This is a genomic window from Pontibacter sp. CAU 1760 (assembly GCF_054482735.1).
This window is the reverse complement of record NZ_JBTLRL010000008.1, coordinates 117,843-140,243: the sequence shown is the minus strand read 5'-3', so window position 1 is coordinate 140,243 and position 22,401 is coordinate 117,843. Positions and strand designations below refer to the sequence as shown.

The 22,401-nt window shown below is 53.0% G+C and carries 19 protein-coding genes; 7 read left to right on the top strand and 12 right to left on the bottom strand.

The window, feature by feature from the left end; all coding sequences use genetic code 11:
* Positions 1–81: 81 nt before the first annotated feature.
* Positions 82–3,009 carry a TonB-dependent receptor gene (locus ACXYMU_RS12995; protein ID WP_458986834.1) on the bottom strand — a complete coding sequence of 976 codons (2,928 nt, stop codon included), beginning with the start codon at positions 3,007–3,009 and terminating at the stop codon, positions 82–84.
* A gap of 306 nt (positions 3,010–3,315) precedes the next feature.
* On the opposite strand from ACXYMU_RS12995, the gene ACXYMU_RS12990 reads away from it, so the two are divergent.
* Both ACXYMU_RS12990 and ACXYMU_RS12985 read left to right on the top strand, forming a co-directional pair.
* Positions 3,316–4,344 carry a sensor histidine kinase gene (locus tag ACXYMU_RS12990; protein ID WP_458986833.1) on the top strand — a complete coding sequence of 343 codons (1,029 nt, stop codon included), beginning with the start codon at positions 3,316–3,318 and terminating at the stop codon, positions 4,342–4,344.
* Positions 4,341–5,078, top strand: a complete 738-nt coding sequence (locus ACXYMU_RS12985; RefSeq protein WP_458986832.1) for a LytR/AlgR family response regulator transcription factor — start codon at positions 4,341–4,343, stop codon at positions 5,076–5,078. Before ACXYMU_RS12990 ends, ACXYMU_RS12985 begins: the two co-directional genes overlap by 4 nt.
* 8 nt (positions 5,079–5,086) lie before the next feature.
* Here ACXYMU_RS12985 and ACXYMU_RS12980 read toward each other — a convergent pair whose 3' ends face one another.
* Positions 5,087–5,605 (bottom strand): cupin domain-containing protein, encoded by a 519-nt coding sequence (locus ACXYMU_RS12980; protein WP_458986831.1) that lies wholly within the window; start codon positions 5,603–5,605, stop codon positions 5,087–5,089.
* A 187-nt stretch (positions 5,606–5,792) separates the two neighbouring features.
* Here ACXYMU_RS12980 and ACXYMU_RS12975 point away from each other — a divergent pair, with 187 nt between their 5' ends.
* Entirely contained in the window at positions 5,793–6,206 is a 414-nt protein-coding gene (locus tag ACXYMU_RS12975) for a Dabb family protein (protein ID WP_458986830.1), read from the top strand.
* Positions 6,207–6,263: 57 nt separating this feature from the next.
* Here the strand turns inward: ACXYMU_RS12975 and ACXYMU_RS12970 are convergent, their stop codons facing one another.
* The 3 genes from ACXYMU_RS12970 to ACXYMU_RS12960 form a co-directional block, all read right to left on the bottom strand.
* Complete coding sequence (locus ACXYMU_RS12970) at positions 6,264–8,021, bottom strand: M14 family metallopeptidase (RefSeq protein ID WP_458986829.1); 1,758 nt, start codon at positions 8,019–8,021, stop codon at positions 6,264–6,266.
* A 172-nt stretch (positions 8,022–8,193) separates the two neighbouring features.
* Positions 8,194–8,649: a DoxX family protein gene (locus tag ACXYMU_RS12965; protein WP_458986828.1), complete on the bottom strand. Its 456-nt coding sequence runs from the start codon at positions 8,647–8,649 to the stop codon at positions 8,194–8,196.
* A 40-nt stretch (positions 8,650–8,689) separates the two neighbouring features.
* The gene (locus ACXYMU_RS12960; RefSeq protein WP_458986827.1) at positions 8,690–9,310 is read right to left on the bottom strand and encodes a mechanosensitive ion channel protein MscS; all 621 of its coding nucleotides are present in this window, start codon (positions 9,308–9,310) and stop codon (positions 8,690–8,692) included.
* Positions 9,311–9,428: 118 nt separating this feature from the next.
* On the opposite strand from ACXYMU_RS12960, the gene surE reads away from it, so the two are divergent.
* Complete coding sequence (gene surE, locus ACXYMU_RS12955) at positions 9,429–10,205, top strand: 5'/3'-nucleotidase SurE (RefSeq protein WP_458986826.1); 777 nt, start codon at positions 9,429–9,431, stop codon at positions 10,203–10,205.
* A gap of 93 nt (positions 10,206–10,298) precedes the next feature.
* On the opposite strand, the gene ACXYMU_RS12950 is transcribed toward surE, so the two are convergent.
* From ACXYMU_RS12950 to ACXYMU_RS12920, 7 genes are all read right to left on the bottom strand, one after another.
* Positions 10,299–10,766, bottom strand: coding sequence for an energy transducer TonB (locus ACXYMU_RS12950; RefSeq protein WP_458986825.1), 468 nt, complete (start codon positions 10,764–10,766; stop codon positions 10,299–10,301).
* Between the two features lie 96 nt (positions 10,767–10,862).
* The gene (locus ACXYMU_RS12945) at positions 10,863–12,152 is read right to left on the bottom strand and encodes a TonB family protein (protein ID WP_458986824.1); all 1,290 of its coding nucleotides are present in this window, start codon (positions 12,150–12,152) and stop codon (positions 10,863–10,865) included.
* Positions 12,136–12,534, bottom strand: coding sequence for a BlaI/MecI/CopY family transcriptional regulator (locus tag ACXYMU_RS12940; protein ID WP_458986823.1), 399 nt, complete (start codon positions 12,532–12,534; stop codon positions 12,136–12,138). Before ACXYMU_RS12940 ends, ACXYMU_RS12945 begins: the two co-directional genes overlap by 17 nt.
* Positions 12,535–12,656: 122 nt before the next feature.
* The gene (locus ACXYMU_RS12935; protein WP_458986822.1) at positions 12,657–14,033 is read right to left on the bottom strand and encodes a RagB/SusD family nutrient uptake outer membrane protein; all 1,377 of its coding nucleotides are present in this window, start codon (positions 14,031–14,033) and stop codon (positions 12,657–12,659) included.
* A 28-nt stretch (positions 14,034–14,061) separates the two neighbouring features.
* A complete protein-coding gene (locus ACXYMU_RS12930; protein ID WP_458986821.1) occupies positions 14,062–17,079 on the bottom strand; it encodes a SusC/RagA family TonB-linked outer membrane protein in 3,018 nt (1,005 codons plus the stop codon).
* Between the two features lie 309 nt (positions 17,080–17,388).
* Positions 17,389–18,003 (bottom strand): histidine phosphatase family protein, encoded by a 615-nt coding sequence (locus ACXYMU_RS12925; protein ID WP_458986820.1) that lies wholly within the window; start codon positions 18,001–18,003, stop codon positions 17,389–17,391.
* A 116-nt stretch (positions 18,004–18,119) separates the two neighbouring features.
* Entirely contained in the window at positions 18,120–18,722 is a 603-nt protein-coding gene (locus ACXYMU_RS12920; protein WP_458986819.1) for a GNAT family N-acetyltransferase, read from the bottom strand.
* 507 nt (positions 18,723–19,229) lie between these two features.
* Between ACXYMU_RS12920 and ACXYMU_RS12915 the strand changes: the two genes are divergently transcribed.
* From ACXYMU_RS12915 to ACXYMU_RS12905, 3 genes are all read left to right on the top strand, one after another.
* A complete protein-coding gene (locus ACXYMU_RS12915) occupies positions 19,230–20,300 on the top strand; it encodes a glycosyltransferase family 4 protein (RefSeq protein ID WP_458986818.1) in 1,071 nt (356 codons plus the stop codon).
* 302 nt (positions 20,301–20,602) lie between these two features.
* Entirely contained in the window at positions 20,603–21,700 is a 1,098-nt protein-coding gene (locus ACXYMU_RS12910) for a CgeB family protein (protein ID WP_458986817.1), read from the top strand.
* Positions 21,701–21,883: 183 nt separating this feature from the next.
* Positions 21,884–22,258, top strand: coding sequence for a hypothetical protein (locus ACXYMU_RS12905; RefSeq protein ID WP_458986816.1), 375 nt, complete (start codon positions 21,884–21,886; stop codon positions 22,256–22,258).
* The last annotated feature ends 143 nt before the right edge of the window (positions 22,259–22,401 follow it).

The following is a 22,401-nucleotide window of genomic DNA, read 5'->3' as shown; positions in this document are numbered from 1 at the left end:
TTAAGGTTAAGGTATAAAACGCTAATCAAATTGGCACAGAAGCAAAAAGGGCACCTGCCGAATTGCCAGATGCCCTTTCTGTTATTGTATGCGCTGCAATGTGCCTGCCACAGGGCGGCCCTGGAACTCGGTAGAGAGCTGCAGTTGCTCTCCGGTAAGTTTGCCCTGGTATACCATGGTGTTTGGCCCGAAGGAAAGCGAGAAGCGGATGTTCTCCCCGTCCACGCTGCCGTCTGTGATCGGCATTTCGCCTCGTGGCGTCACGATGCTGCCGGTAAGTGTTGTGCCGCTGGCTACCAGGTTCAGGGTCAGGTCACGCTCGCCCATTTTGCCTTGCCAGCGCCCGGTTGGGTTCACGTTGCCAGTTGATGCGCTGGTGCTGTCTACTGAGGTCGGGGCAATAGCTGGGGCAGTTGGTTTAGCGCCACCCGTTGCTGGCGCACCACCGGTGCGAGCACCCATACCACCCTGCACAGCGCCACTTGGCTGCGCGCTGGTTTCCTGTGCGCCGCCTTCACCGCCGCCCTTCAGGTCATCGTTGTTCACCGACTTCCTTCTTCTGCGTGGCGCATCCGAGGTTAGCTTGCCAATGCGGTAGCTGAAGTTCACCTTAAAGTTCATGTTATGCATCACGTTGGTGCTGTTCTGGCTGAAAGTAGGGGAGTTCAGCTCGTTTCTGATTTTCATGGTGGTGCTCAGGAAGTTCTCCGCGCCGAAGCCGATGCTGCCTCTCTTTTCGTTAAACTCCTTGCGCAGGTTCAGGCTGTAGATACCGAAACCGCCTTGCATGCCCTGCAGCTGTACCTGGCGACCACGGTAGAAACCGAAGCCCTGTATACCCCAGCCCTCGCCCAGGTTGTAGTTACCCATCGCCCGGATGTTGTACACCAGGCCACTGTTGCTGGCTCGCTGGCTTGGGTCATCCACGTTGTTGTTCAGGTTAGCATAGTAAATGTCGGTGCCCCCATTCAGAGTCAGTTTGTTGCTCAGGTTAATGCTCCCGAAAATACTTCCACCGTAGGCTTCTTCCTGCCCGATGTTAAAATACGATGTCTCCAGCACGCCATCTTCCGCTCTCTCGCGCACCGCCTGTATGGAGTTGTTGGTGGTACGAACGTAAGTTGAGAAGTTCAGCATGGTGGACTTGAAGAAAGTGCTGTACGACAGTTCGTAGTTGTTCGTGTACTCCGGGCTCAGCTCGGGGTTACCCACGGTGCGCAGGGCCGGGTTCTCGTTCTGCACGTTCGGGTTCAGGAACTGCAGCGACGGGCGCTGGATACGGCGGTTGTAAGAGGCCTTCAGCGTATTGCCGTTGGTCAGCCTTTTTGATACGTTTACGCTCGGTACCAGCACGCCATACGAGGGGATGCTCACCTCTTCGTCGCTGTTCTCAAAGTCGGCGTTGATGGTGGTGTACTCGTAGCGGGCACCGGCCTTCATGCTGTAGTTTTTGGCAGTGGTGAGGGTATAGGAAAAGTAACCCGCCGACACGTTCTGATCATAATTGAATACGTTGCTCAGGTTCGTGCCGTCCACTTTGGTGTAAGGGCCGGAGCCCTCGGCGGTAAAGGTCTCGTAGTCGCTGGTTACCTGGCGCATGATCTGCTTGCCGCCGAACTCCACCATTTGGTTCTTGCTGATGGCGTTCGTATAATCCAGCTGGATGGTAGACTCCTGGTTAAAGCTCTCGTTGATGTTCTTGAGCCTGCGGGCTATCGATGTCTCATCGCCGTTAAATATCTCGTTGATGAAGTCGTTGGTGCGGTTATTACGGCTAAACTGCGTCAGGACGCTGAATTCGTTCTGCGGCTTGAACGTGTGGGTATAGTTCAGGTTCACATCCACGGTGCCGGAGTTGTCGGTTGTCTCCACGTCGCGCAGGGTGCGGCTGGTCAACGTTCCTTCCTGGTAGCGCTGCGACAGCAGGTTGTCTTGGAAGCGGTGTCCGTTGCGGAGGCCATACTGCACCGAGCCATTGAGGAAGTTCTTCTCGTTGATATCGTAATCCCAGCCAAAGTTATAGCGGCCAAACGACATATTGTTGCGGGTGTCGGCCTCCTGCCGGATAACATTCTCTACTCCGTCGTTGACGGTTGTCTGCACGTTTTCGAAGCTTCCGGGTGTGTTATAGCCGGCACGTCCGAAGCCGCCCAACGAAAAGCCCATCTTGCCGGTACGGTAACTGCCGTTCAGGCCCAGGTTGCTGCCGCGCAAACCCACACCCGTGTCGATGTTCAGGGTACCGCCCTGCAGTGTGTTTTTCTTGGTCACGATGTTGATGATACCGGCAGAGCCCTCCGCGTCGTACCGGGCAGAAGGCGAGGTGATCACCTCCACCGACTTGATCAAGTCGCCCGGGATTTGCTTCAGGGCGTCGGCCACACTGCCCGCCGTGATGGTAGAAGGGCGGTTATTGATGAGTACTTTGATGTTCTGGCTCCCGCGCATGGTCACGTTGCCGTCCAGGTCCACCGAGAGCATCGGCACTTTGCGCAGCACATCCGCCGCATCGCCGCCTTTGTTCGATGCATCATTCTCAGCGTTGTACACGGTGCGGTCCACCTTCTCCTCGATCATGGCGCGCTGGCCTTCTACCACTACTTCCTTCAGCGCCTTTGCCGCCGAGGCGATGGTAATCTGGCCCAGGTTAACGGCGCTGTTCCGGTCTGAGATCTCTACCTCTAAGGTTTTGGTTTCGTAGCCGATAAAGGAAACAGCCAGCCGGTAAGCGCCTGCCTGCACTTTAGGCAGCGAGAACTTGCCTTTGTCGTCGGCCATGGTGCCGTCTATGGGTTTGCTAGTGGCAGGGTCTACCAGGGCAATGGTGGCGTAGGGCACGGGCTGCTGCGTGGCCGCGTCTACCACGGTGCCGGAAATGCTGCCTGCCACCGCCTTGGATACGCTTGTGCCGGAGGTGCTGGTTGGGGTTACGAAATTGGATGCAGGGGCCTGTGCCGCGGCTAACTGGTAGCAGCAGGTGAGTACGAGAAATGAGAATAATTTATGCATAGTTTATTTTTTCAATTAGAACTATACAAAACAACTCGTTCAGCAGCGCATAAAAAAATGGAATAGATCGACTCGCGGGAAACACCGACAAACAGGCACTGGCAACCGATGGTTTTGCCGTGCGCGCTTCTGCCATTGCCCCATTCCGAAACCATAGGCGAAAGTAAGCAAGCGGTCGGCGAAATGGCCCAGTTGGTAGATTGGCCATGCTTGGTTTAGACCATCGCACTATGTTTGTTAGGATATTCTGTTAACTTAAGCATTGCAATGGGCAACAATACCTTTCTATATCGCCACGGATACCTTATGATTCAGCTACTAGTGCTGCTGGGTCTGTTGCTCCTGCTGTGTCAGCCCCTGGCCTGGGACATTGAGTTGCCCCGGCAGTTCTGGATGAACCAGGCGATTGTATTTACCATGTGGGTAGGGTTGTTTTACCTGAACACACAACTGCTGGTGCCGCGCCTGCTGTTCCAGAACAAAGTGGGGGCCTTCACCATTTCCATTTTGTGCGCGGTGATATTCGTGATTGGGGCCAGTATGCTGATTGGCTCATGGCTAAACCTTCCGGAACTGATGCACAAGGCCTTTAACCCGGACGGTAGCAAGCCATCGCACCGCTTCGGGATCCGGATCAACCCGGTGACCTTGTTGGCTACCATGCTGGTGCTGGGCATCAGTACCAGCATTAAAACTGTGCGCAAGTGGCAACGGGACAGCGAGCTGCGCCAAAGCCTGGAACGCCAGAAGGTGAGCTCGGAATTATCGTTCCTGAAGGCGCAGATCAACCCGCATTTCTTCTTCAATACCCTGCACAGCATCTACGCCCTCACCATGATCAACATCGAGACCTCACGCGAGGCGCTCCATACGTTGTCGCGGATGATGCGCTACGTGCTGTACGACACACAGTCCGGCACCACGCTGCTCAGCAAGGAGATCGAGTTCCTGCACGACTACATCAACCTGATGAAGCTGCGGCTGACAGAGAAAGTAACTGTAACCTTCGATACGCCCCCTGCGCTGCACGATGTACAGGTAGCGCCTATGTTGTTTCTGCCTTATGTGGAGAATGCCTTTAAGCATGGAGTAAGTGCTTTGCTGCCCAGCCAGATCCATGTGGCCATCTACCAGCAGGGGCAAACCGTGGAGTTGGAAGTGCGGAACACGCTGCTGCCCGAAAAACGGGTGGTGCTGGAGGAGAGCAGCGGCATCGGGTTGGCGAATACCCGCCGCCGCCTTGACCTGCTGTACCCCGGCCAGTATACCCTGCAGGTGGCCGACAGAACCCCGCAGAACGAGTACCAGGTAAACCTAAAGCTAAACGTAGCATGAAGCTGAATTGCATAGCCGTAGACGATGAGCCCCTGGCCTTGGGTATGATTGCCGCCTTTATCGAGCAGACTCCTTTCCTGAACCTGATGGGGCGCTACTCGAGTGCGGTGGAAGCCTTGCGCGGCCTGCATGAGCAACCCGTCGACCTGGTTTTTCTGGATATCCAGATGCCTGACCTGAGCGGGATAGAACTGGCCCGTGTACTGGATAAAGGGGAATATGGCACCGGGCCGCGCATCATTTTCACTACTGCTTTTAGCCAGTACGCGCTGGAGGGGTATAAAGTGGATGCGCTGGATTACCTGGTCAAGCCCTTTAACTACGCCGATTTTCTGAAGGCTGCTACCAAGGCACAGGCTTATGCCAACCTGATCCAGAAGCCTACCCCGGCACTCCCCGGCCCGACTGGAGCCACAGAAGACGAGTTTCTTTTTCTGAAGGTAGAATACCAGTTGGTGCGCGTTGCTTTCCGGGATATTCTCTACATCGAGGGGTTGAAAGACTATGTGAAAGTGCATCTGGAAAGCGAGCCAAAACCGCTCCTGTCGCTGACAAGCCTAAAGGCCCTGGAAGAGAAACTGCCTGCCCGTAAGTTCATGCGCATCCACCGTTCCTACATCGTAGCGCTCGACAAAATAGCGGCTGTAACGCGTAACAAAGTACAGATCGGGGAAGCAAACCTCGCCGTCAGCGACCAGTACAAAGATGCCTTTCTCCAGTTCCTGAACCGGTAGGTATACGTTTAGGGTTTCTGCTGCCAATGCCGCAACAGCGGCCCGCTCTTGCCTAAAACGGGGTCTGTGGCAGGCAAGGCTACTCGGTCTATGTTTCGCTGCTTTGCGGTCGGGTCATCTTGCGCGGTGCAGCTATCATAATTTTCCTGGCCAGGCGGGTATGCGCCTACCACGCTAAAGTCGGCAGAAGCATGCTGGCGGCAGTGGCCGGTACCCGCTGGCAGCACCACCGCGTCTCCGGCCTGCAGTTGCACCTCCTTTCCATTCGGGCCTCCCAATACCAGGGTTGCCTTTCCCGCTGCCACGCCCAGCACCTCGTGCGATGTACTGTGGTAGTGGTGGTAATCAAACACGCTGTTGGTCCAGGTGCCACCCCAGCCATTTAGGGCAAAAGCCTTTTTGAATTGCTGCTCTAAGTTTTGCGGGTTGGTGAAAACCTGCTGGTACAGCAACGCAGGGAGCTTTGGGTTGTTTGGAATGCTGCCATTTGGCTGGAGCAGGAACGGATTCACAGATACTTCCTCCATCACAAGAAAATGTAGTTTGTACATGATACCGCAGCAAGGCCTAATTGGTTTACTCGGTGATGCGCAGGTATAAACTAGCCTTGTTTACAGCCAATTTTCGGAATTCTCAAAAAAATGTGTTTATTTCAAAGGATGATGCAACAGATACTGTATCCGTTTATTGTCAAAGCAAAAGCATTTGAACCATATGAAAAAATTTAACAGAAGATCATTTCTTGGCAGCAGTGCCTTGTTGTCGTTTGCCGGGCTATTTGGGGCGGTGCCCGCGTTAGCCAAAAACAGCAAGAAACCGAAAGGGGATTTTGTGCACCATGTCTACTTTTGGCTGAAAAACCCGGAATCTGCGCAGGACAAGGCGAAACTCATCGAGGGGCTGAATACCCTGAAATCCATCAAACCCATCCGCCTGGCTCGCATCGGAGAACCTGCCGGCACCAACCGCGATGTGATCGAGAATGGTTACCAAGTGTCATGGCTGCTGTTTTTCGACAACCTGGCCGATCAGGAGGTTTACCAAAAGCATCCAACCCACTTGAAGTTTGTGGAAAACTACAGCCACTTATGGGAGAAGGTGGTTGTCTACGATTCTGTGGATGTATAAGCCCAGGTAAACAAACCACAAAACAGAAGAGTCACCTCAGCGGGTGGCTCTTCTGTTTTATAGCGGCAGCTTCAGGTCTTCTACCAGCCTCCCGATGGGGTATAGCTGGTGCGTGTACTCGTAGTGCGGGGAGTTGCGGTACACGAAGTCCAGTTGGGCACGGGCGCTTTTGGCAAACTCTGGGTCCTGCTTCTTGCGGTCTTCGAGGCGCTGGCGCAACGCGGGGTCCTGCTTTAGGTATTCTGCTGCCAGGTCCTCAAAAACATAGCTTGAGAAATACTCTTTCTGCATCAGGATGGAATCGAAAAAGTTCCAGTTGAAGTAAGAGTCCACGGCCTGCGGCTCCAGCACTTCCACTACAAAGCGGTTGGCGGGCTGGTTCAGGTATACCACATAATCGCCTTTGTAAAACGGACGGGCCATGCGCTTGGTCTCCACCTGCACCCCGCTGTGCAGGTAGTGCCCTTCGTAAGGGCGCGGACTCGTTTTGTAATCGGTGATGTAGTAAGTGTCTAGCGTGAGGGTTGTATCCCTTTTTAGCTGCCGAAGCTCTACCTGATCCGTTTTCAAACGATCGATCACTTCATGCCAGGCTTGCGGGATGATATAGGCAACGGGTTTCTGCACCGTGACGGTTGGCGTAAACGCATCGTAATAGTTGATCATGCGGCTATACGGCGACTTTCGGTCATAATATAGCCTCTCCAAGCCACTCACTTCGCTTAGTTTATACTTGGCCGCATACCCTTTGAATGGTACTTGACTTACCTGCGTGGTATCCAGTTTCCAGTCGAGCGGGAAAAGCTTTTGCTGTACTGTCTGGGCTTTGGCTTGTGCCCGCAGTGTGCCGATCTCCGCCGCGTCGCGGTGCACCGTTTCGATCATGTTTTCCATCAGCTTGTAAGTGGCCTGTACCCGTTGGTTGAAGGGCTTGAGCATATGCGTTTCGGGCACAAAGCCAATGGTGTTATAGAGGGCGGTATAGCCGGTGGCATAACGCGGCGACTCCATAAAGCCAATTATACCCTCGTCGGGGGTGTCTCCGGCGTGGTTCATGTACGGAACCATCGGGAACTCGTCCTGTTGCATGCCTGCATACAGGGCAGGCACCATTTTGCCCGACAGGTACCGTGCCAGGGTGGGGTGTAGCTTGTTGTGCTGCGTAGCGATGAGCGTCATCACGTGCTGGTAATCGGCGCCGTTAGAGGTATGGTTGTCCATGAACACATCTGGGTCCCACTCCCGGAAGATCTGGTGAAAGGTCTGGGCGTTGCGCGAATCCGTCTTGATGAAGTCACGGTTCAGGTCGAGGTTGCGGGCATTGCCCCGGAAACCGTAGCTCTCCGGGCCGTTTTGGTTAGTACGGGTATGACTGTTCCGGTTTAAGGCGCCTCCGATGTTGTAGACCGGGATGATAGCTAACACCACGTTATCCAACTGCTTGCGTCGTTTCTTGTCCTGCAGGTAATCGCGCACCAAAAGCATGGTCGCGTCTATGCCTTCGGGCTCGCCGGGATGGATGCCGTTTTGGATCAGCAGAACACGCTTATTTTTCCGGTGTATAGAAGCCGGGTCGAAATCCCTGCTCGTAGAGACCACTACCAGGTGCAACGGGCGGCCCACATCCGTCATGCCGTAGGGCATCATCTTTACCTCCTCGTAGGCATCGTCCAGTTGCTGGTACCAGTTGATGGCTTCATCGTAGGTGGCGGTTTGGTTGCCGTTGCCCTTTTCATAGGGGGTGAGCAAGGCAGGTTTTTCGGGGCCGGGGGAAGCTGTTGTTAAAAGTGCAGCCAGGAGTAGTGTCGTGAGCATCTGTTCTGAATTGTTGCAACTGTAATGTTACCAATTTTCCCCCGGAAATGGTAACGAACACGCCTTTTAGGGTATGATCAGGCGCACTGCATTGGGAACTGCGTAGTTTTTCCGTAGCACAAAAAAGCCTCGGAACTGATCGAGGCTTGGTATACATTTCCGGAAGAGAGTGTTAGATCACGATCCGGCTAAACCGGCTGCGGTACTTGTCGCCCGGGAATAACTTCCCGTCGAGGCTGTGTTTGCCCGGCCCCACAAAGTATAGCGAAAAGAACAGCATAGCCGACTGCAGCGCATGAGCATAGCCATTAAACGAGTCCCCATTTGTCAGGTGCCAGGCAAGGGCGATCAGCATGGTGAAAAGCAGTAACAGGCAAGCCGGTCGCCAGAAGAGGCCCAACACCAATAGAAAACCACCGGCCACTTCCGCAAAGCCAGCCAAAAAGCCCCAAACCGCAGGTGCAAACGAAATGCCTACCATTTGCATGGTATGGCCCAGCTGCTGCCATGTCTCCGGTCCGCCGGCCAACTTTGGCCAGCCGTGCAAAATGAACAACGTGCCGATGCCTGAGCGCAGGAGCAGCAGGCCGATGGCCCTGTGAGAGTAGTTGGGACGGATAAATGACATAGAAGCAATAATACGTATTTCTACCTAATATTGCAATGGGTTAATATAGCAGAATGCGCTTTACAAGTGTGTTGGCCGGTATATTGGCAGGGCTGTACTTCCCCTTATTTTTGGAATCCTGGGGCAGGTTGGTGTCCTCCAGCACAAAGCTCATCCCGCTTTCCTCTGAGATAGCCACCAGGTTGCCCTCGGCCAAGGCCACGGTACCGATGGGGTATGCCGCTTTCACTTCGCTGTATTTAGAGCCCAGGCCGATACCCTTTGCCGTTTTAAAATCATTGCTCAGGATGTTAATGCGCCATACACGGCAGTCCGGCTCACAACGCTGCTCTATAAGCAGGCCTTGCTGCTGGCCAGAGGTGCGCAGCAGGTATGCCGTAGACTCCATTCCCTCCTGGCGCAGCAGCGTATCCTGCACTACAGTTCCCGCTGGCACTTCCTGGCGCACCTGCTCAATGGGCATCCCGATCCGGATGTTGCCGACACGGCCCTTGGCGATGACCAGGGTGGCAGGGTCCGGTGCGGTAGTGGTTTCATGGGCTACGCCAGGCGTAGCTTCAGATGCTGTGGCTGTTTCGGTGGCGGCTTCGTCGTTCTGCGAGAGGCAGGCGGCCATACCCACGCCCAGCAGTACCGCGTATAGTATATTTCTTATAAGCATGGCAGTAGCGGTTCGTATCTTTGTTAGCTTAAACCTTGTCCTGCAGGTGCAGGTTGTAGTATATTAGCATCTATTATAAAATCGTTTCTTTAATTATACATCAACTTAAAATATTAAAATGGCTAAACCATTAATTCTGGTTTCAAACGACGATGGCATTACAGCACCGGGCATCCATACCCTTGTGCGGATCGCCATGAAGGTAGGGGAGGTAGTAGTGGTAGCGCCAGATAGTCCGCAATCGGGTATGGGGCACGCCATCACCATTGGCAATACCCTGCGCCTGGACCGGTCTATCGCGCTGGAGGACCTGGGCGTGGAGGCCTACGAGTGCTCGGGCACACCCGCCGACTGCGTGAAACTGGCCAAGCACCACGTGCTGAAAGACCGGAAGCCTGACCTGGTAGTGAGCGGCATCAACCACGGTTCTAACTCCAGCATCAGCGTGCTCTATTCTGGTACCATGTCAGCGGCCATCGAGGCAGCCATCGAGGGCCTGCCTTCGATCGGTTTCTCCCTCTGCGACTATGGCCATGAGGCCGATTTCTCACATACCGAAAAATTCATCGAGCAGATTATCCGCCAAGCCCTGCAGCACCGTATCCCGGAAAACACGGCCCTGAACGTGAACCTGCCGAAGAAGAGCGATGAGCCGGTGAAAGGCATCAAGGTATGCCGCCAGGCACACGCCAAGTGGCAGGAAGAGTTTGACGAGCGCCTGGACCCACGGAACCGCAAGTACTACTGGATGACGGGCAGTTTCGTGAACTTCGACAAAGGCGAGGATACCGATGAGTGGGCGTTAGTGAACAACTACGTGTCAATCGTGCCCTGTCAGTTCGATATGACGGCGCACCATGCCATCCCGATCCTGAACGAAGGCTGGGAGTTTTAGCAGATTGCCTACGCCTAAAAGTACAAAAGTCTGCGCTACAGCATTTGGTTGTGGCGAAGACTTTTTTTGTAGGGTGGGGTTGTGTCAGGTGCGCTATCTGATAGCAAATCGAACTGGAATTGTATACTTCACGCGAACCGTTTCACCATTCTGCTGCCCCGGAGACCAGTTGCCGCTGGTAAGTTCAACTACCCGGCGGGCCTCCTCGTCGGTTTCAGGGCTCAGGCGCTTAACCGTTGTAACATCCGTGACCGTGCCATCTTTCTCGATCACAAAGGTGATGACCGTTATACCCTCGACGCCTGCTTTGCGGGATTCCTGTGGGTATTCGATGTGTTCCCCCAGGAACTGCATCAGCGCCTGTTCCCCGCCTTTAAACTGAGGCATTTGCTCTACATAAGCATAAGCCTTGTCAGCATCAATCGTATTTTCAATGTTGCTTTTTTCTGTTTTCAGCACCGCAGCAGTTGGTTCATCCTCGGTAGTACAGGATGTAGCGGTGAGGAGGCAAAGCATCATGCCCCCTACGAAACTTGATTTTAGGCTGCTTAACTTTTTCATGGTGTATGGTTTTAGGTATAACATGTGATATTCTTTGGGCAATAGCTTTCCTGGCGTGGCCTGCGGCCGCGCAAAAAGGCGTCAGATACAGGTATGCTAGTTCATCTCGAACCGAATGGGGAGGGTATACCGCACAGGTACTGCTTTGCCGTTTTGCTTGCCGGGTGCCCATTTGCCCTCCATCAGCTGCACCACACGCAGGGCTTCTTCGTCGGTGCCCTGCCCCAGTTTTTTGAGAACTTCAACTTCTTCTAAATGGCCATCAGGCTGCACGATAAAACTAATCACGACCAATCCTGATAGTCCGGCCTCCTTGGCGGCGGTCGGGTAGCGGATGTGCGTACCTAAAAACTGCATCATGGCTTGCTCGCCACCCTCAAACTGGGGCATCAGCTCGACATAGGTATAGGGCCTTTCCTGCGGGCTGCGGGCTCCTTGCTTGATGGCTGTGCCGTTCTTTGGCACTTTGCCATTCGAGGCAGGAGGTAGGGCTGCTGCATTAGGAGAGGCAAGCTGTTGCGAGGAAAGCGAAACCAGGAGCAGGGCAAACAGAGGGAGCGAGAGCAAAGGCTTCAGCCAACCGCTTTTCTGCCCGTTTTTTTGGAGCATGTGTAGCCGCTGCAATACCTGCGGCTTCTGGAAATGGCTGCCAACAGGCAACCCCATGTTAAAAAGCACCTCCTTTGAGAGTAGGGTACGGTATGCCTGCGGCTGATAATGCTTCAACACATGGGCATCCGCCTGAAACTCATGTACGTTGCGCAGTTCTTTCTTCAAAAGCCAAAGGAGCGGGTTAAACCACCAAGCAACGCTCAGAAGCTCATAAAACAGGATATCGTAGGTATGGCCCAGGCGCACATGCGAGAGCTCATGCGTGAGTACCTGCTGCTTTTCGGTTGCGCTGAGTTGTTCGTGCGTGCCGAGAAACACGGTGTTCAGGAACGCGAAAGAGGTATGCCCCCGGGGCAACTGCACCACCCGGGCTCCTGCCACGTCATGCTCCATGCTGGTCGCTTTCCGTTTGAGTAACCGGATTTGAAGGAGCTGCCTGGCCAGCTTCAGGGCGAGCAAGAAAGTTACTAACAGGTAAAGGCCTAGCAGTAGCTTTGCCGGTGCCAGGGGGATACCATGGATGGGCTGCTTTGCCGCTGTGATGGTAATAGCATTCAATTGGATAGTTTGCAACGTGTGCAGCATGTCGGCTTCCGGGAAAAGGAGGGAGGGCCAGCTTACCAGCGGAAACACTAACGCTGCCAACGGAGCTAGCAGCAGGTAGAGCCGGTTGAACCGGAAGCTGTTCTCGTGCCGCAAAAGGGCATAGTAAAACAGGTATAGCACAAGCAGGCCCACGCCGGACTTCAGTATAAAACTAGCGGTTGCCTCCATCTTTCGGATCCTCCTGCTCCGGTTCTATGTCTTTTTTTACGTGCTGCAGTAGCGCATCCAGTTCCTGCACGTTCAGGTTATTGTCTTTCGCGAAAAACGACACCAGCTTCTCAAAAGATCCGCCGAAATATCCACCCATAAAGTTCTTGAGGAAGTCGCTTTTGTACTTGTCCTGGGCCACTAACGGGAAGTAGCGGTGTGATTTCCCGAACGCCTCGTGCCCCACAAAGCCTTTCCCCTCCAGAATGCGCACAATCGTGGAAACTGTATTATAGGCTGGTTTTGGTTCAGGCAATTGTTCCAAGATATCCTTCACAAAGGCTTGGCCCAGTTGCCAGAGCACCTGCATGATCTCTTCCTCTGCCTTAGTTAGTTCTTTCATAGGTGTAAGCATTGGCTTATCTAATTTACAACTATATACTTAGTTTTAAAACTAAAAGTTTAGTTATCTCAATCAAAATAAAAGGGCTCTGGTTATAGAGCCCTTTTATTTTGATTGAGATGTTACAGGTAGGCGCTGTTTTGCTCGAGGTTCGGGTTAGCGTCAATCTCACGTTGCGGGATAGGCAGGATGAGTCTCGGCGAATCCCAGGACAGGTTGCCAACCGTGCCTTCCAGGCGTTTCACATCGTGCAGGGCCAGGCCCTCCAGAGCAAGCTCACGGCGTCTTTCCTGCAGGATGTCGGCTAGCGCAACAGCTGTGAGCGGTGCCAACTTGGCGCGCTGACGGATCACGTTTACGTCGGCCAGAGGCGTTGCACCCACCGCGCTGTTCATCCGGAAATTAGCCTCTGCCCGAACCAGGTACATTTCAGCCAGCCTTACAACCGGGATGTTCGTGAAAGGGTCCTGGTACTTGCCGTTGCGAAGCACACCGTCAGCATCCACATAATAGATGTTCAGGCGATCATCTCCTGCAGGGTACATCGACAGGAATGCTGGCGCCAGATCCACATCACCACGGCCCTGGCCGTTGATGTTCGCGTAGAAAGTAGCCAGGCCGTCGTTAGCAGAACCGGCATTGCTTTGCGCATTTTGCTGGATCGCGAACACATACTCGCCAATATTTGAACTGTTGTTGAACACGTTGGAGTAATTTGTGGCCAGCGTATACTCTGCCGACTCAATTACCCGGTTAGCCTCTGTCAAAGCTTCGCTGTATTTCTTCTGCTGCAGGTATAAGCGGGCCAGAAAAGCGCTCGCTGTATAAGTGGTGGCCCGTGTGCCGTTCGTTTCTGGCAAAAGGCTCTTCGCCTGGGTCAGGTCTTCCAACGCCTGGGCATATACGGCGGCTACCGAGGCACGCGCTACTTTGTCCGATTCAGTGATGGATACGGTTGGCTCCAGCACTAATGGCACTCCCAGGTTAGCGTTAGGGTCGCCGGCATTGTAAGGCAGGCCATACAAGCGAACAAGCTCAAAATACACGGCCCCTCTGATGAAAAGCGCCTCCCCCAGGATTCTGTCTTTCACATCTTCATCCTCCACTACATCAATGTTAGCGATGATGTTGTTGGTGATGTTGATGGCGTTATAAGCCACGATCCACGTTCTGGAAGCCTCCGTGTTTTCAGCAGTGATGTTCTTGGAAAACAACTGGCGATAGCCCAGGAATGTACCTGTCCATTGGATGTTGGTACCCGAAGCGGCCATCAGCTCGCTCACCAGGTTGAGGTTGGTGCCGTAAAGCGCTCCATTCTGTAAACGCTCGTAAGCGCCTATCAGGGCGGTTTGCACGCCCTGGGTAGTGGTGTACACCTGATCTGATCCGATGGATTGCTGTGGGTCAATATCAAGTTTCTCATCGCAAGCCGAAAAAAGGGTCATCGCGCTGAGCGCGGTGATGCCTATGGTTCTGCTAAAGTTTTTTATGAATTTCATCTGGATTTTGCTGTTAGTTGAAAGGGATTTAGAAACCAAAGTTCACGCCGAACGCAATTGTCTTGGGCTGTGGGGCGGTATAGAAGTCCGTGCCCGCGCCAACGTTAGACCGCTGTGCCGAAGGACCTGTGCCCTGGGTGTTCACTTCTGGGTCCCAGCCATCGTAGTTGGTGATGGTGAAGAAGTTCTGCGCCGTCATGTATACCCGGATGCTGGACATAAACGCCTTGCTGGCCACGCTGCCAGGCACCGTATAACCCAGCGTCAGGTTTTTGCCGCGCAGATAAGAGCCTCCCGTAATCCATCGGGAGGAAGTGCCGGTACCGTTGCCGTCCAGGAAGCGGAGTTCCGGCACGCTGGTAATGTCACCGGGGTTCTGCCATCTGTTCAGCTGATCGGCTGTCTGGTTGTCCAGGTAGTCGAAGTTGGCTGACTGGAAGCGGCCTGCGTTGTTATAGATGTCGTTGCCATACACAAACTGCAACAGGATGCTCAGGTCAAATCCTTTATAAGCAAAATTGTTGATCACACCGCCCGTGTAATCCGGGTTTGGATTTCCAACCACCTGGTTAGCGGCCGCACCGTAATTGTCGGTTGTCTCGTCGCTGCCCTCTTCCAGGAAGTAAAGCGCATTGCCGTTCTGCGGGTCCACCCCGGCGTATTTCTTGGTGAAGAACACCCCGATTGGCTGGCCCTCAATGGCGCGGTTAATCCCCGAAGTGATCACCTGACCGTCCAGGTCGGTGATCTCATTGCGGTTTCTGCTATAGTTCAGCGTAGTAGACCAGTTAAACTCCCCTACCAGGTTGCGGGTAGTCAGGCTCAGTTCAACACCCTTGTTTTCCAGCTTGCCTACATTCTTGGTGATGTTCGTGAAGCCGGTAGTGGCAGGTACCTGCACGTTCAGCAGCAGGTCCTCAGTGTTTTTCTGGTAATAGTCCAGCGTACCGGAAATGCGGTCGTTAAAGAATCCGAAGCTGATACCGGCGTCGAACTGGCGGGTGGTTTCCCATTTCAGGTCCGGGTTGTCTACCGATACCGGCACAATACCGGAAGTACCGGCATACGAGATGCCCGAGTAAAGGCCCCGCGAGGCGAAGTTGCCGATCTCCTGGTTACCCGTTACACCGTAGCTGGTCTTCAGTTTCAGGAAGCTCAGGAAGTCGATGCCCTGCATAAAGCTTTCGTCTGAGATAATCCATCCCAATCCCACAGCCGGAAAGAAGCCATACTGGTTATCAGCACCAAAGCGCGAGGAACCGTCGATACGCCCGCTTAGGGAGAACAGATACTTGTTGAACAACTTGTAGTTGGCTCTTGCAAAATAAGACAGCAATGAGTTAGCTGTAGCAGACGAAGAACCCGCCGTGATGTCTGAGGCGCTTGCCAGTTTCTTAAAGCTGTCGTTCGGGAAACCCTCACCGGCTACATAAGTTTCGTCGGTGTTGCTTCGCTGATAGCTCATGCCTGCTGTCAGGTCCAGGTCGTGGTTCTCGCCGAACGCCTGTGAGTAGTTGAAGAAGTTGTTGGTGGTGTAGTTTGTCACCGTTACGTTTCTTTTCTCACCTGATCCGGACGGAGCGCCGCCCTGCGTCTCACTGCCCTGGAAAGCATCTTCATCCTGGTTCAGGACGTCAAGGCCAAACTCACTTCGGAAAGTAAGGTTCGAGAGGATGTCGTAGGCGCCGTATACTTTGCTGATGTTACGGTAAACAGTGGCATTGCTGTAGGCGTCTCTTGCCTCGATCAAACCATTGTAGTAAATCGTGTTGGCGTTCAGGCGGCCGGTAGCCGGGTCAATCACGGGCTGTATCGGCGCTAGTGCCACAATTTGCAGCGGAGTGGCAAAGGCGTTGTCGTTAGCTACCCGGCGGTTCTCTGTTCTGGCCAGGTTAAAGTTAGCGCCGAAGGTTAGTTTGTCTGTCGCGCGATGGTCAATGTTCACGCGGCCACTGTAACGCTTGAACGCGTTCTTGATCAGGATACCCTCCTGGTCGCTGAAAGAGCCACCCACGTAGAAGGTGGTTTTGTCGTTACCGCCGCTTGCCGAAACATTGGCTTCCTGGTACTTGCCTGTGCGAAACACCTCTTCCTGCCAGTTCGTGTTAACCGGGCTTCTCCACTCCGGTAAAAAGAAATCCAGGGCGTCTTCCTGGTCGGCGAAAAAGCCGGCGTTTATGTAGAAATTGATCGTCTCTGAACGCTCGAAAGACTCTTTCAGCAACTCCAGGTATTGCGGTCCATCCAGGAATTTTACCTTGTTGGTTGCCTTGCTTACACCCGCAGAGTAACCAACGTTGATCTTGGTCTTTCCGGCAGTTCCTTTCTTTGTCGTGATGATGACCACACCATTGGAGGCGCGGGAACCGTAGATGGAGGCCGAGGAGGCATCTTTCAGGATGTCGATCGAGGCGATGTCGTTCGGGTCCAGGTCTGCGAGTGGGTTTGTCGGCTCGTTGTTGCCGATACCCTGGTTTTCCGATGTGATCGGAATGCCATCCACCACGTAAAGCGGCTGGTTGCTGGCCGAGATAGAGGCAGAGCCACGGATACGCACCTTGATGCCCTGGCCAACCTTTCCGCTGCCCGACTCAATTTGCACGCCAGCCGCACGGCCCTGCAGCGCCGACTCCAGGCTTGGGGTAGGAATGTTCTCCAGGTCCTCGCCGGATACACTGGCAATAGAGCCTGTCACATCTCTTTTTTCCTGCGTGCCATACCCCACCACCACAACTTCTTCCAGTTGTTTCTGGTCGGTGGCAAGCCGTACGTTAACGGTGCTGCGCCCATTCACAGGCACTTCCTGCGCCAGCATCCCGACAAACCGGAACACCAGGGTCGCGTTTGCGCCCACATTCAAACTATACTCACCGTTTATACCGGTTGTAACGCCGTTAGTGGTACCCTTCTCAAGCACAGTTACGCCAGGCAGCGCCGAGCCATCGGAGGCTGCGGTCACACGACCTGAAACAGTTTGAGCCTGGGCTAACACGCTGCTTACCAACGCGAACACCAGTAGAAAACTCAACAGTACATTTTTCTTCATGTTAGATTTTAATTAGGTGGAAGTTTATTAAAAGACGTCGCCAGAAACCCAGGAAAAGGCTGGGATAATGCTGCTTAACCCGTTTATGGCAGAAATGTTTGGCAATTTACTGCACAATGTCATAACATCATAATTGAAATTTAAACAGATTCGCAAAAAATGCACTGGATTGATGCAGAAAGCATAATAGAAGGGAGGCAAGGCATAAGCCGAGAGTGGGAGAGGAACAGGATTCTATACCGTGCTAAAGGCATCTCGCATCCGTAAACGCGCTTTTTTACTTGAAATACTGCATCTGAGGTATATATGTTACCTCAAGGGGGATTTAGTGTGCTTTGCCAGCAGGTGCACCGACAGGTAGCTGTTGCCGCCGTCTATCTCCGGTTGCCAGCCCATCTGCTTCAGCTCCCTCCGGATAAAGCGGTTGAGCAGGCCATGGGCCACAAGTACTGTAGTGCCGGTTTTGCTTGCCTCTGCCGCCAGTATTTCGGCACATTGGCGGGCCCTGTGCCTGGCTTCCCGGTACGTTTCGATGCCTTTGCTGTTAAACCCTAAAAACCAGAGCACGCGCGCCGCAACAAGCCAGAGCGTAATCGGCAAGCGCACATAGGGCAGCGTGAATATCCTGCGCTCAAACTCCCTGAACTGATGCTCGACGCGCAGCATCACCTGTTCCCCGAAAATTGCCTTGGCCGTAAGCTGGGAGCGGAGCAGTGTGCTGCAAAAAACCTGGTCGATATCCTTGTAGGGGATGGCTTCGTGCTTTAGGACGAATTCCTCCACCTGAGCGGCATCGTAGTCCGTGACGAAATGCTGGGCCGCCGAGGCATTAAAAAAACCCTGCCTTGATACCAGGGGGCGGGCATGCCGGATGAGGAATACCCGGCAGAGCGGAAGCGAAACAGGAGGGGGGGGCGTTTCCAAAGATGGTTTTCTAAGTTATTGGTATACGATCACGGCGTCAAACTTTCGGCCTGAGACCTGATAACCTTTCAAAGGCAAATCACCTTCCTTTACGGTATACGGGTGGAAAGGAGTTTTTATACCTGCCCAACTGCCGTGAGGTCCGGGAACACGCGCTGCCTGATCTCCGCCCACTCCGTCCGCAGAATGCTATAATAGATCGTATCACGGCGCCTGCCGTCGTGCATGAGGGTATGGCTGCGCAGGATGCCTTCTTCGGTGGCCCCGATCTTGAGCATGGCGCGTCGGGAGCGTAGGTTCAAAGCGTCGGCCTTTAGCTCCACACGTTCCATCTGCAGCGTTTCGAACGCGTACTGCAGCAACAGGAACTTACATTGCCTGTTCAGGCCGCTCCCCCGAAAGCTCTCTGCTAGCCAGGTCCAGCCAATCTCCAGCCGTTTGTCGGGCACCGAGATATTGCCGTAACTGCTGCTGCCTGCCAACTTGCCTGTCGCTTTGTGCATCACCATAAAAGTATAGCGTGCGCTCTGGGCATACCCTGCTTGCACAGTATCCACCCAAGCCTCCAACTCCTGCTGGCTGCTGATGCGGGTAACCATATAACGCCAGATTTCCGGGTCCATCGCAATTTGTTGCAAGGCGGGGATGTCTGATTCCCGGAAAGGGCGGAGCTGCACACAGGCATTTTCTAAAACAGGGACATTGTCGAATTGGATCATGGGAGAAACGCTTGATAACACAGCAAACAGCAATCCCTAAAGATAGCCACTGAAGTTATGGGATAAAATCACGGCTGAAGATTTTAGAGATTAATAAATCAGGCTTGTGGCTTAAATACACCGTATTTCATGCATTCTTTTCAAGCCGGCACAACCCTGTTTCGTGACATTGCGTTTTAGCTAAATATTATGAGATTATATTAACTATATAAAGGAATTATCCAATTAATGATACGCAAGCTGTAAGCCTTTCAGGATGAGTTGCTTTATGCGGGTATCTCTTCCTGAATCTGCTGATAACGTGAAGGTGTTTGTCTCAGATCCCCAGATGATTTACACAGCTTGTTGCATAATCCTCGTTGATGCACGCTTTATTATTCACAAAGAATTAGTCTGACCAGGAGGAGGTGGAAGCGCTGTACCTCCTTGCCTGATCTGGTTGATACATCATAAACTTAAAGACAAAAGATAACACACATGGAAGCACATCACCTTTCAAAAATTTTAATGACAACCGACACGGTTGGGGGCGTATGGAATTATACCCTCGAGCTCGTACGATCACTGGCTCCATTTGGCACGCACTTTCACCTGGCTACCATGGGGGCCGCCCTCACCGAGGCACAACGCGAGCAAGCCCAGGAGCTAAACAACCTGACCCTGCACGAAAGCACTTACAAGCTGGAATGGATGGAAGACGCCTGGCAGGATGTGGAAGATGCCGGCCAGTGGTTGCTTACCCTGAAGGATACCGTGAAACCAGACCTGGTGCACCTAAATGGCATGGTGCATGGCGCGCTGGAATGGGGAGTGCCTGTGGTAGCGGTGGTGCACTCTTGCGTGCTTTCGTGGTGGAAAGCCGTGAAGGGCGAAGAGACTCCGGCAAGCTGGCAGCAGTATAAGAAGCTGGTAACGCGCGGCCTGCAAGCCGCTGATTTGGTGGTGGCGCCTACGCAGGCCATGATGAACCAGGCAGAGGCCCTTTACGGGCCATTTAAGTCCCGCACCGTTATATATAATGGGCGTGCCCAGAGCAGCTACCAGTTTGGCACCAAGGAGCCTTTCGTGTTCAGTATGGGCCGTGTCTGGGACGAAGCCAAAAACATCTCGATGCTGGCGCATATCGCCTCTGACCTGTCCTGGCCAGTATACATTGCCGGCGACGAACGCCACCCGGTTACAGGCAAACCAATTGATTTGGAAAACGTGCACTTCTTAGGGCAGTTAACGGAGAAGGAAGTGGCAGACTGGCTCTCAAGAGCTTCAATCTATGCGCTGCCGTCTAAGTACGAGCCGTTTGGCCTGACCATTCTGGAAGCGGCCATGTCGGGTTGTGCGTTGGTGGTGGGCAAGACAGAGAGTCAGGCTGAGATTTGGGGAAATGCCGCCCGCTACGTAGACCCGAACAGTGCCGATGAACTGCGCGATACACTGCAAAATCTGATCCAGGACGAGTTTGTGCGCAATGTGTTAGGCTGCCGTGCCGTGAAGCGCTCGCATGGTTACACCGCAGACCCGATGGGACAGGACTACGATCATGTGTACAGGCAACTGGTTAAGGTGAAGGAAATTGCATAATCGCTTTTGCGGTTTTGTTGTTATTTTATAAAATTTTATATTTAAGTCTGTATTCGGAGATGCAGCTACCTGAAGTTGAAATATGGACCGATTTGGGCGAGCATTTCGTATACCACAAGAGGCTGGTATTCAGCTAACCGTCTCACATGAAATAGATTTTGTCTTGATTTTGCTTTCCGGGACATAGAAAATCTTGAAAGCCCCGTATATAGGGGCATTCCTGATACTAAACCGATTTCTTTTAGCGCATAGGCATTGGGAGGTCCTGTGCCTGAAAGAGAACCATAAACTACTCTGTAAGCATGAACATAGTTATATTAGGCTTAGCTATTTCGTCGAGCCAAGCTGGTGGCCACACCACCATCTACCGGAATTTACTGAACGAATTACACAAACAAGGTCACCAGGTACTCTTTCTGGAGCGCGAGGTTCCTGCCTACGAAGTGAAAGGCAAGCTTTCGGAAAGCGTCTTTTGTGAAACGGGCGCTTACAAATCCCTGAAAGATCTGGAGCGCTTCACCGAGCAGGTGCGGGACGCTGATATGGTGATCCTAGGGTCTCGTGTATCCGAAGGAATTAAAGTGGCTGAGTGGGTCTTGCAGACAGGGCAGGGCATCCGCGCTTTCTACGACCTGGACACGCCTCTTACGCTGGCAAAACTGGCGCAGAAAAATTGCGATTACCTGAGCCAGGAGCTCATCCCACAGTTCGACTTATACCTCTCTATCACCGGTGGCCCCAACCTCGAGGTGTTGGAGAAAAAATACGGGGCCCAGAAAGCGCGTCCTTTTTATCGCACCGTGGACGCTGCATTGTTTTACCCTGAGTTCAGGGAAAAAATTTGGGACCTGGGTTACCTGGGCCGCTTCTCTGAGGACAGCCAGCCCCAGCTAAACAAACTGATGCTGGACGCTGCCCAACAATGGCCTGATGGCCGGTTTGTGGTGGCTGGTACGCAGTATCTGACCATTGTGGAATGGCCCTCGAATACTAAATACAGCCAGCAATTACAGGAGCCGGATCACCGGAAGTTCTTCAACAGCCTGCGTTTTGCCTTGCAACTCACACCTCCCGAGATGGAAACTGCTGCTTATGCGCCAAGCCCCCAGTTATTAGAGGCGGCAGCCTGTGGCACCCCTATCATCTCGAATCACTGGGATGGACTGGACGATGTGTTTAAAATCAACTCGGAAATACTGGTTTCTACCTCCTCACAGGATACCTTGAGCTTCCTGCGCGAGATCTCAAAATCTGAGCGCAAGCTCATTGGGGAGCGTGCCCGCAAGAAAGTGCTTTCGCACCACATAGCTGCTTGCCGTGTCAAGCAACTCATGACGTATGCCGAGGAACTGATGACACTGGACGGAGAGCATGGGGAATTAACCTATGAAACTGCCTGATTGTATTTAAAGCCATAAAAAGGCTCTGTTCCGATTAAAGAAATTGGTTTACCAGGTAAGATGATGCAACTGCTTCATCCGCCTGATCCGGTATAAAGTACAACGCCTGCTAAATATTTAGCAGGCGTTGTACTTTATACCGGATTATGGTAAACTTACTTCCTGAACCTGTTTGTCACGATTATGAAAAAAACCGAGCGCTTACAGCACAGTTGGAAGAGGAATTTCCTTCGATGGGTCTCCTGTATGTTAATTGGTGTTGCGCTTCATGCGTGTGCCCCTTCCATCCATTACCTGGGCGATACCTACGCCCCGAGCCAGGAAGTAGAGGTTTACTATGACCAGGGCGATGTGCGGCGCGAGTACAAGGTAATGGGCAAAATGACCAACGACCAGATTCTGGATTATGACGTGGAGGCGGTGAAAGCGAAGATGATAGAGAAGGCAAAGCAGTCAGGTGCCGACGGGATTGTGTTCACCGACTTGGGTGTGCAGAAGTCTGAGCTGGATGGCAGCGACCGATTATCTGTAAAGGCGATGCTCATCAAGTTCTTATAATTCTGAAGAGGCATTCCGTTAGTTTTTGCCTCCCTAACAGTGAAGCATACTTTGTGCTTCAGACACATTATTTTAAATGAACGTCAACGCCTGCTACTTTAAAAGCGGGCGTTGACGTTTGTGCCGGATATCTTTAAACATGC

Bases quoted from the DNA above. Each gene is read 5' to 3' on its own strand.
- ACXYMU_RS12945 (WP_458986824.1), bottom strand. From the start codon at position 12,152: ATGGAGGCAACCGCTAGTTTTATACTGAAGTCCGGCGTGGGCCTGCTT.
- ACXYMU_RS12975 (WP_458986830.1), top strand. From the start codon at position 5,793: ATGAAAAAATTTAACAGAAGATCATTTCTTGGCAGCAGTGCCTTGTTG.
- ACXYMU_RS12965 (WP_458986828.1), bottom strand. From the start codon at position 8,649: ATGTCATTTATCCGTCCCAACTACTCTCACAGGGCCATCGGCCTGCTG.
- ACXYMU_RS12980 (WP_458986831.1), bottom strand. From the start codon at position 5,605: ATGGAGGAAGTATCTGTGAATCCGTTCCTGCTCCAGCCAAATGGCAGC.
- ACXYMU_RS12905 (WP_458986816.1), top strand. From the start codon at position 21,884: ATGAAAAAAACCGAGCGCTTACAGCACAGTTGGAAGAGGAATTTCCTT.
- ACXYMU_RS12990 (WP_458986833.1), top strand. From the start codon at position 3,316: ATGATTCAGCTACTAGTGCTGCTGGGTCTGTTGCTCCTGCTGTGTCAG.
- ACXYMU_RS12930 (WP_458986821.1), bottom strand. From the start codon at position 17,079: ATGAAGAAAAATGTACTGTTGAGTTTTCTACTGGTGTTCGCGTTGGTA.
- ACXYMU_RS12970 (WP_458986829.1), bottom strand. From the start codon at position 8,021: ATGCTCACGACACTACTCCTGGCTGCACTTTTAACAACAGCTTCCCCC.
- ACXYMU_RS12985 (WP_458986832.1), top strand. From the start codon at position 4,341: ATGAAGCTGAATTGCATAGCCGTAGACGATGAGCCCCTGGCCTTGGGT.
- ACXYMU_RS12920 (WP_458986819.1), bottom strand. From the start codon at position 18,722: ATGATCCAATTCGACAATGTCCCTGTTTTAGAAAATGCCTGTGTGCAG.
- ACXYMU_RS12995 (WP_458986834.1), bottom strand. From the start codon at position 3,009: ATGCATAAATTATTCTCATTTCTCGTACTCACCTGCTGCTACCAGTTA.
- ACXYMU_RS12950 (WP_458986825.1), bottom strand. From the start codon at position 10,766: ATGAAAAAGTTAAGCAGCCTAAAATCAAGTTTCGTAGGGGGCATGATG.
- surE (WP_458986826.1), top strand. From the start codon at position 9,429: ATGGCTAAACCATTAATTCTGGTTTCAAACGACGATGGCATTACAGCA.
- ACXYMU_RS12935 (WP_458986822.1), bottom strand. From the start codon at position 14,033: ATGAAATTCATAAAAAACTTTAGCAGAACCATAGGCATCACCGCGCTC.
- ACXYMU_RS12940 (WP_458986823.1), bottom strand. From the start codon at position 12,534: ATGAAAGAACTAACTAAGGCAGAGGAAGAGATCATGCAGGTGCTCTGG.
- ACXYMU_RS12915 (WP_458986818.1), top strand. From the start codon at position 19,230: ATGACAACCGACACGGTTGGGGGCGTATGGAATTATACCCTCGAGCTC.
- ACXYMU_RS12910 (WP_458986817.1), top strand. From the start codon at position 20,603: ATGAACATAGTTATATTAGGCTTAGCTATTTCGTCGAGCCAAGCTGGT.
- ACXYMU_RS12960 (WP_458986827.1), bottom strand. From the start codon at position 9,310: ATGCTTATAAGAAATATACTATACGCGGTACTGCTGGGCGTGGGTATG.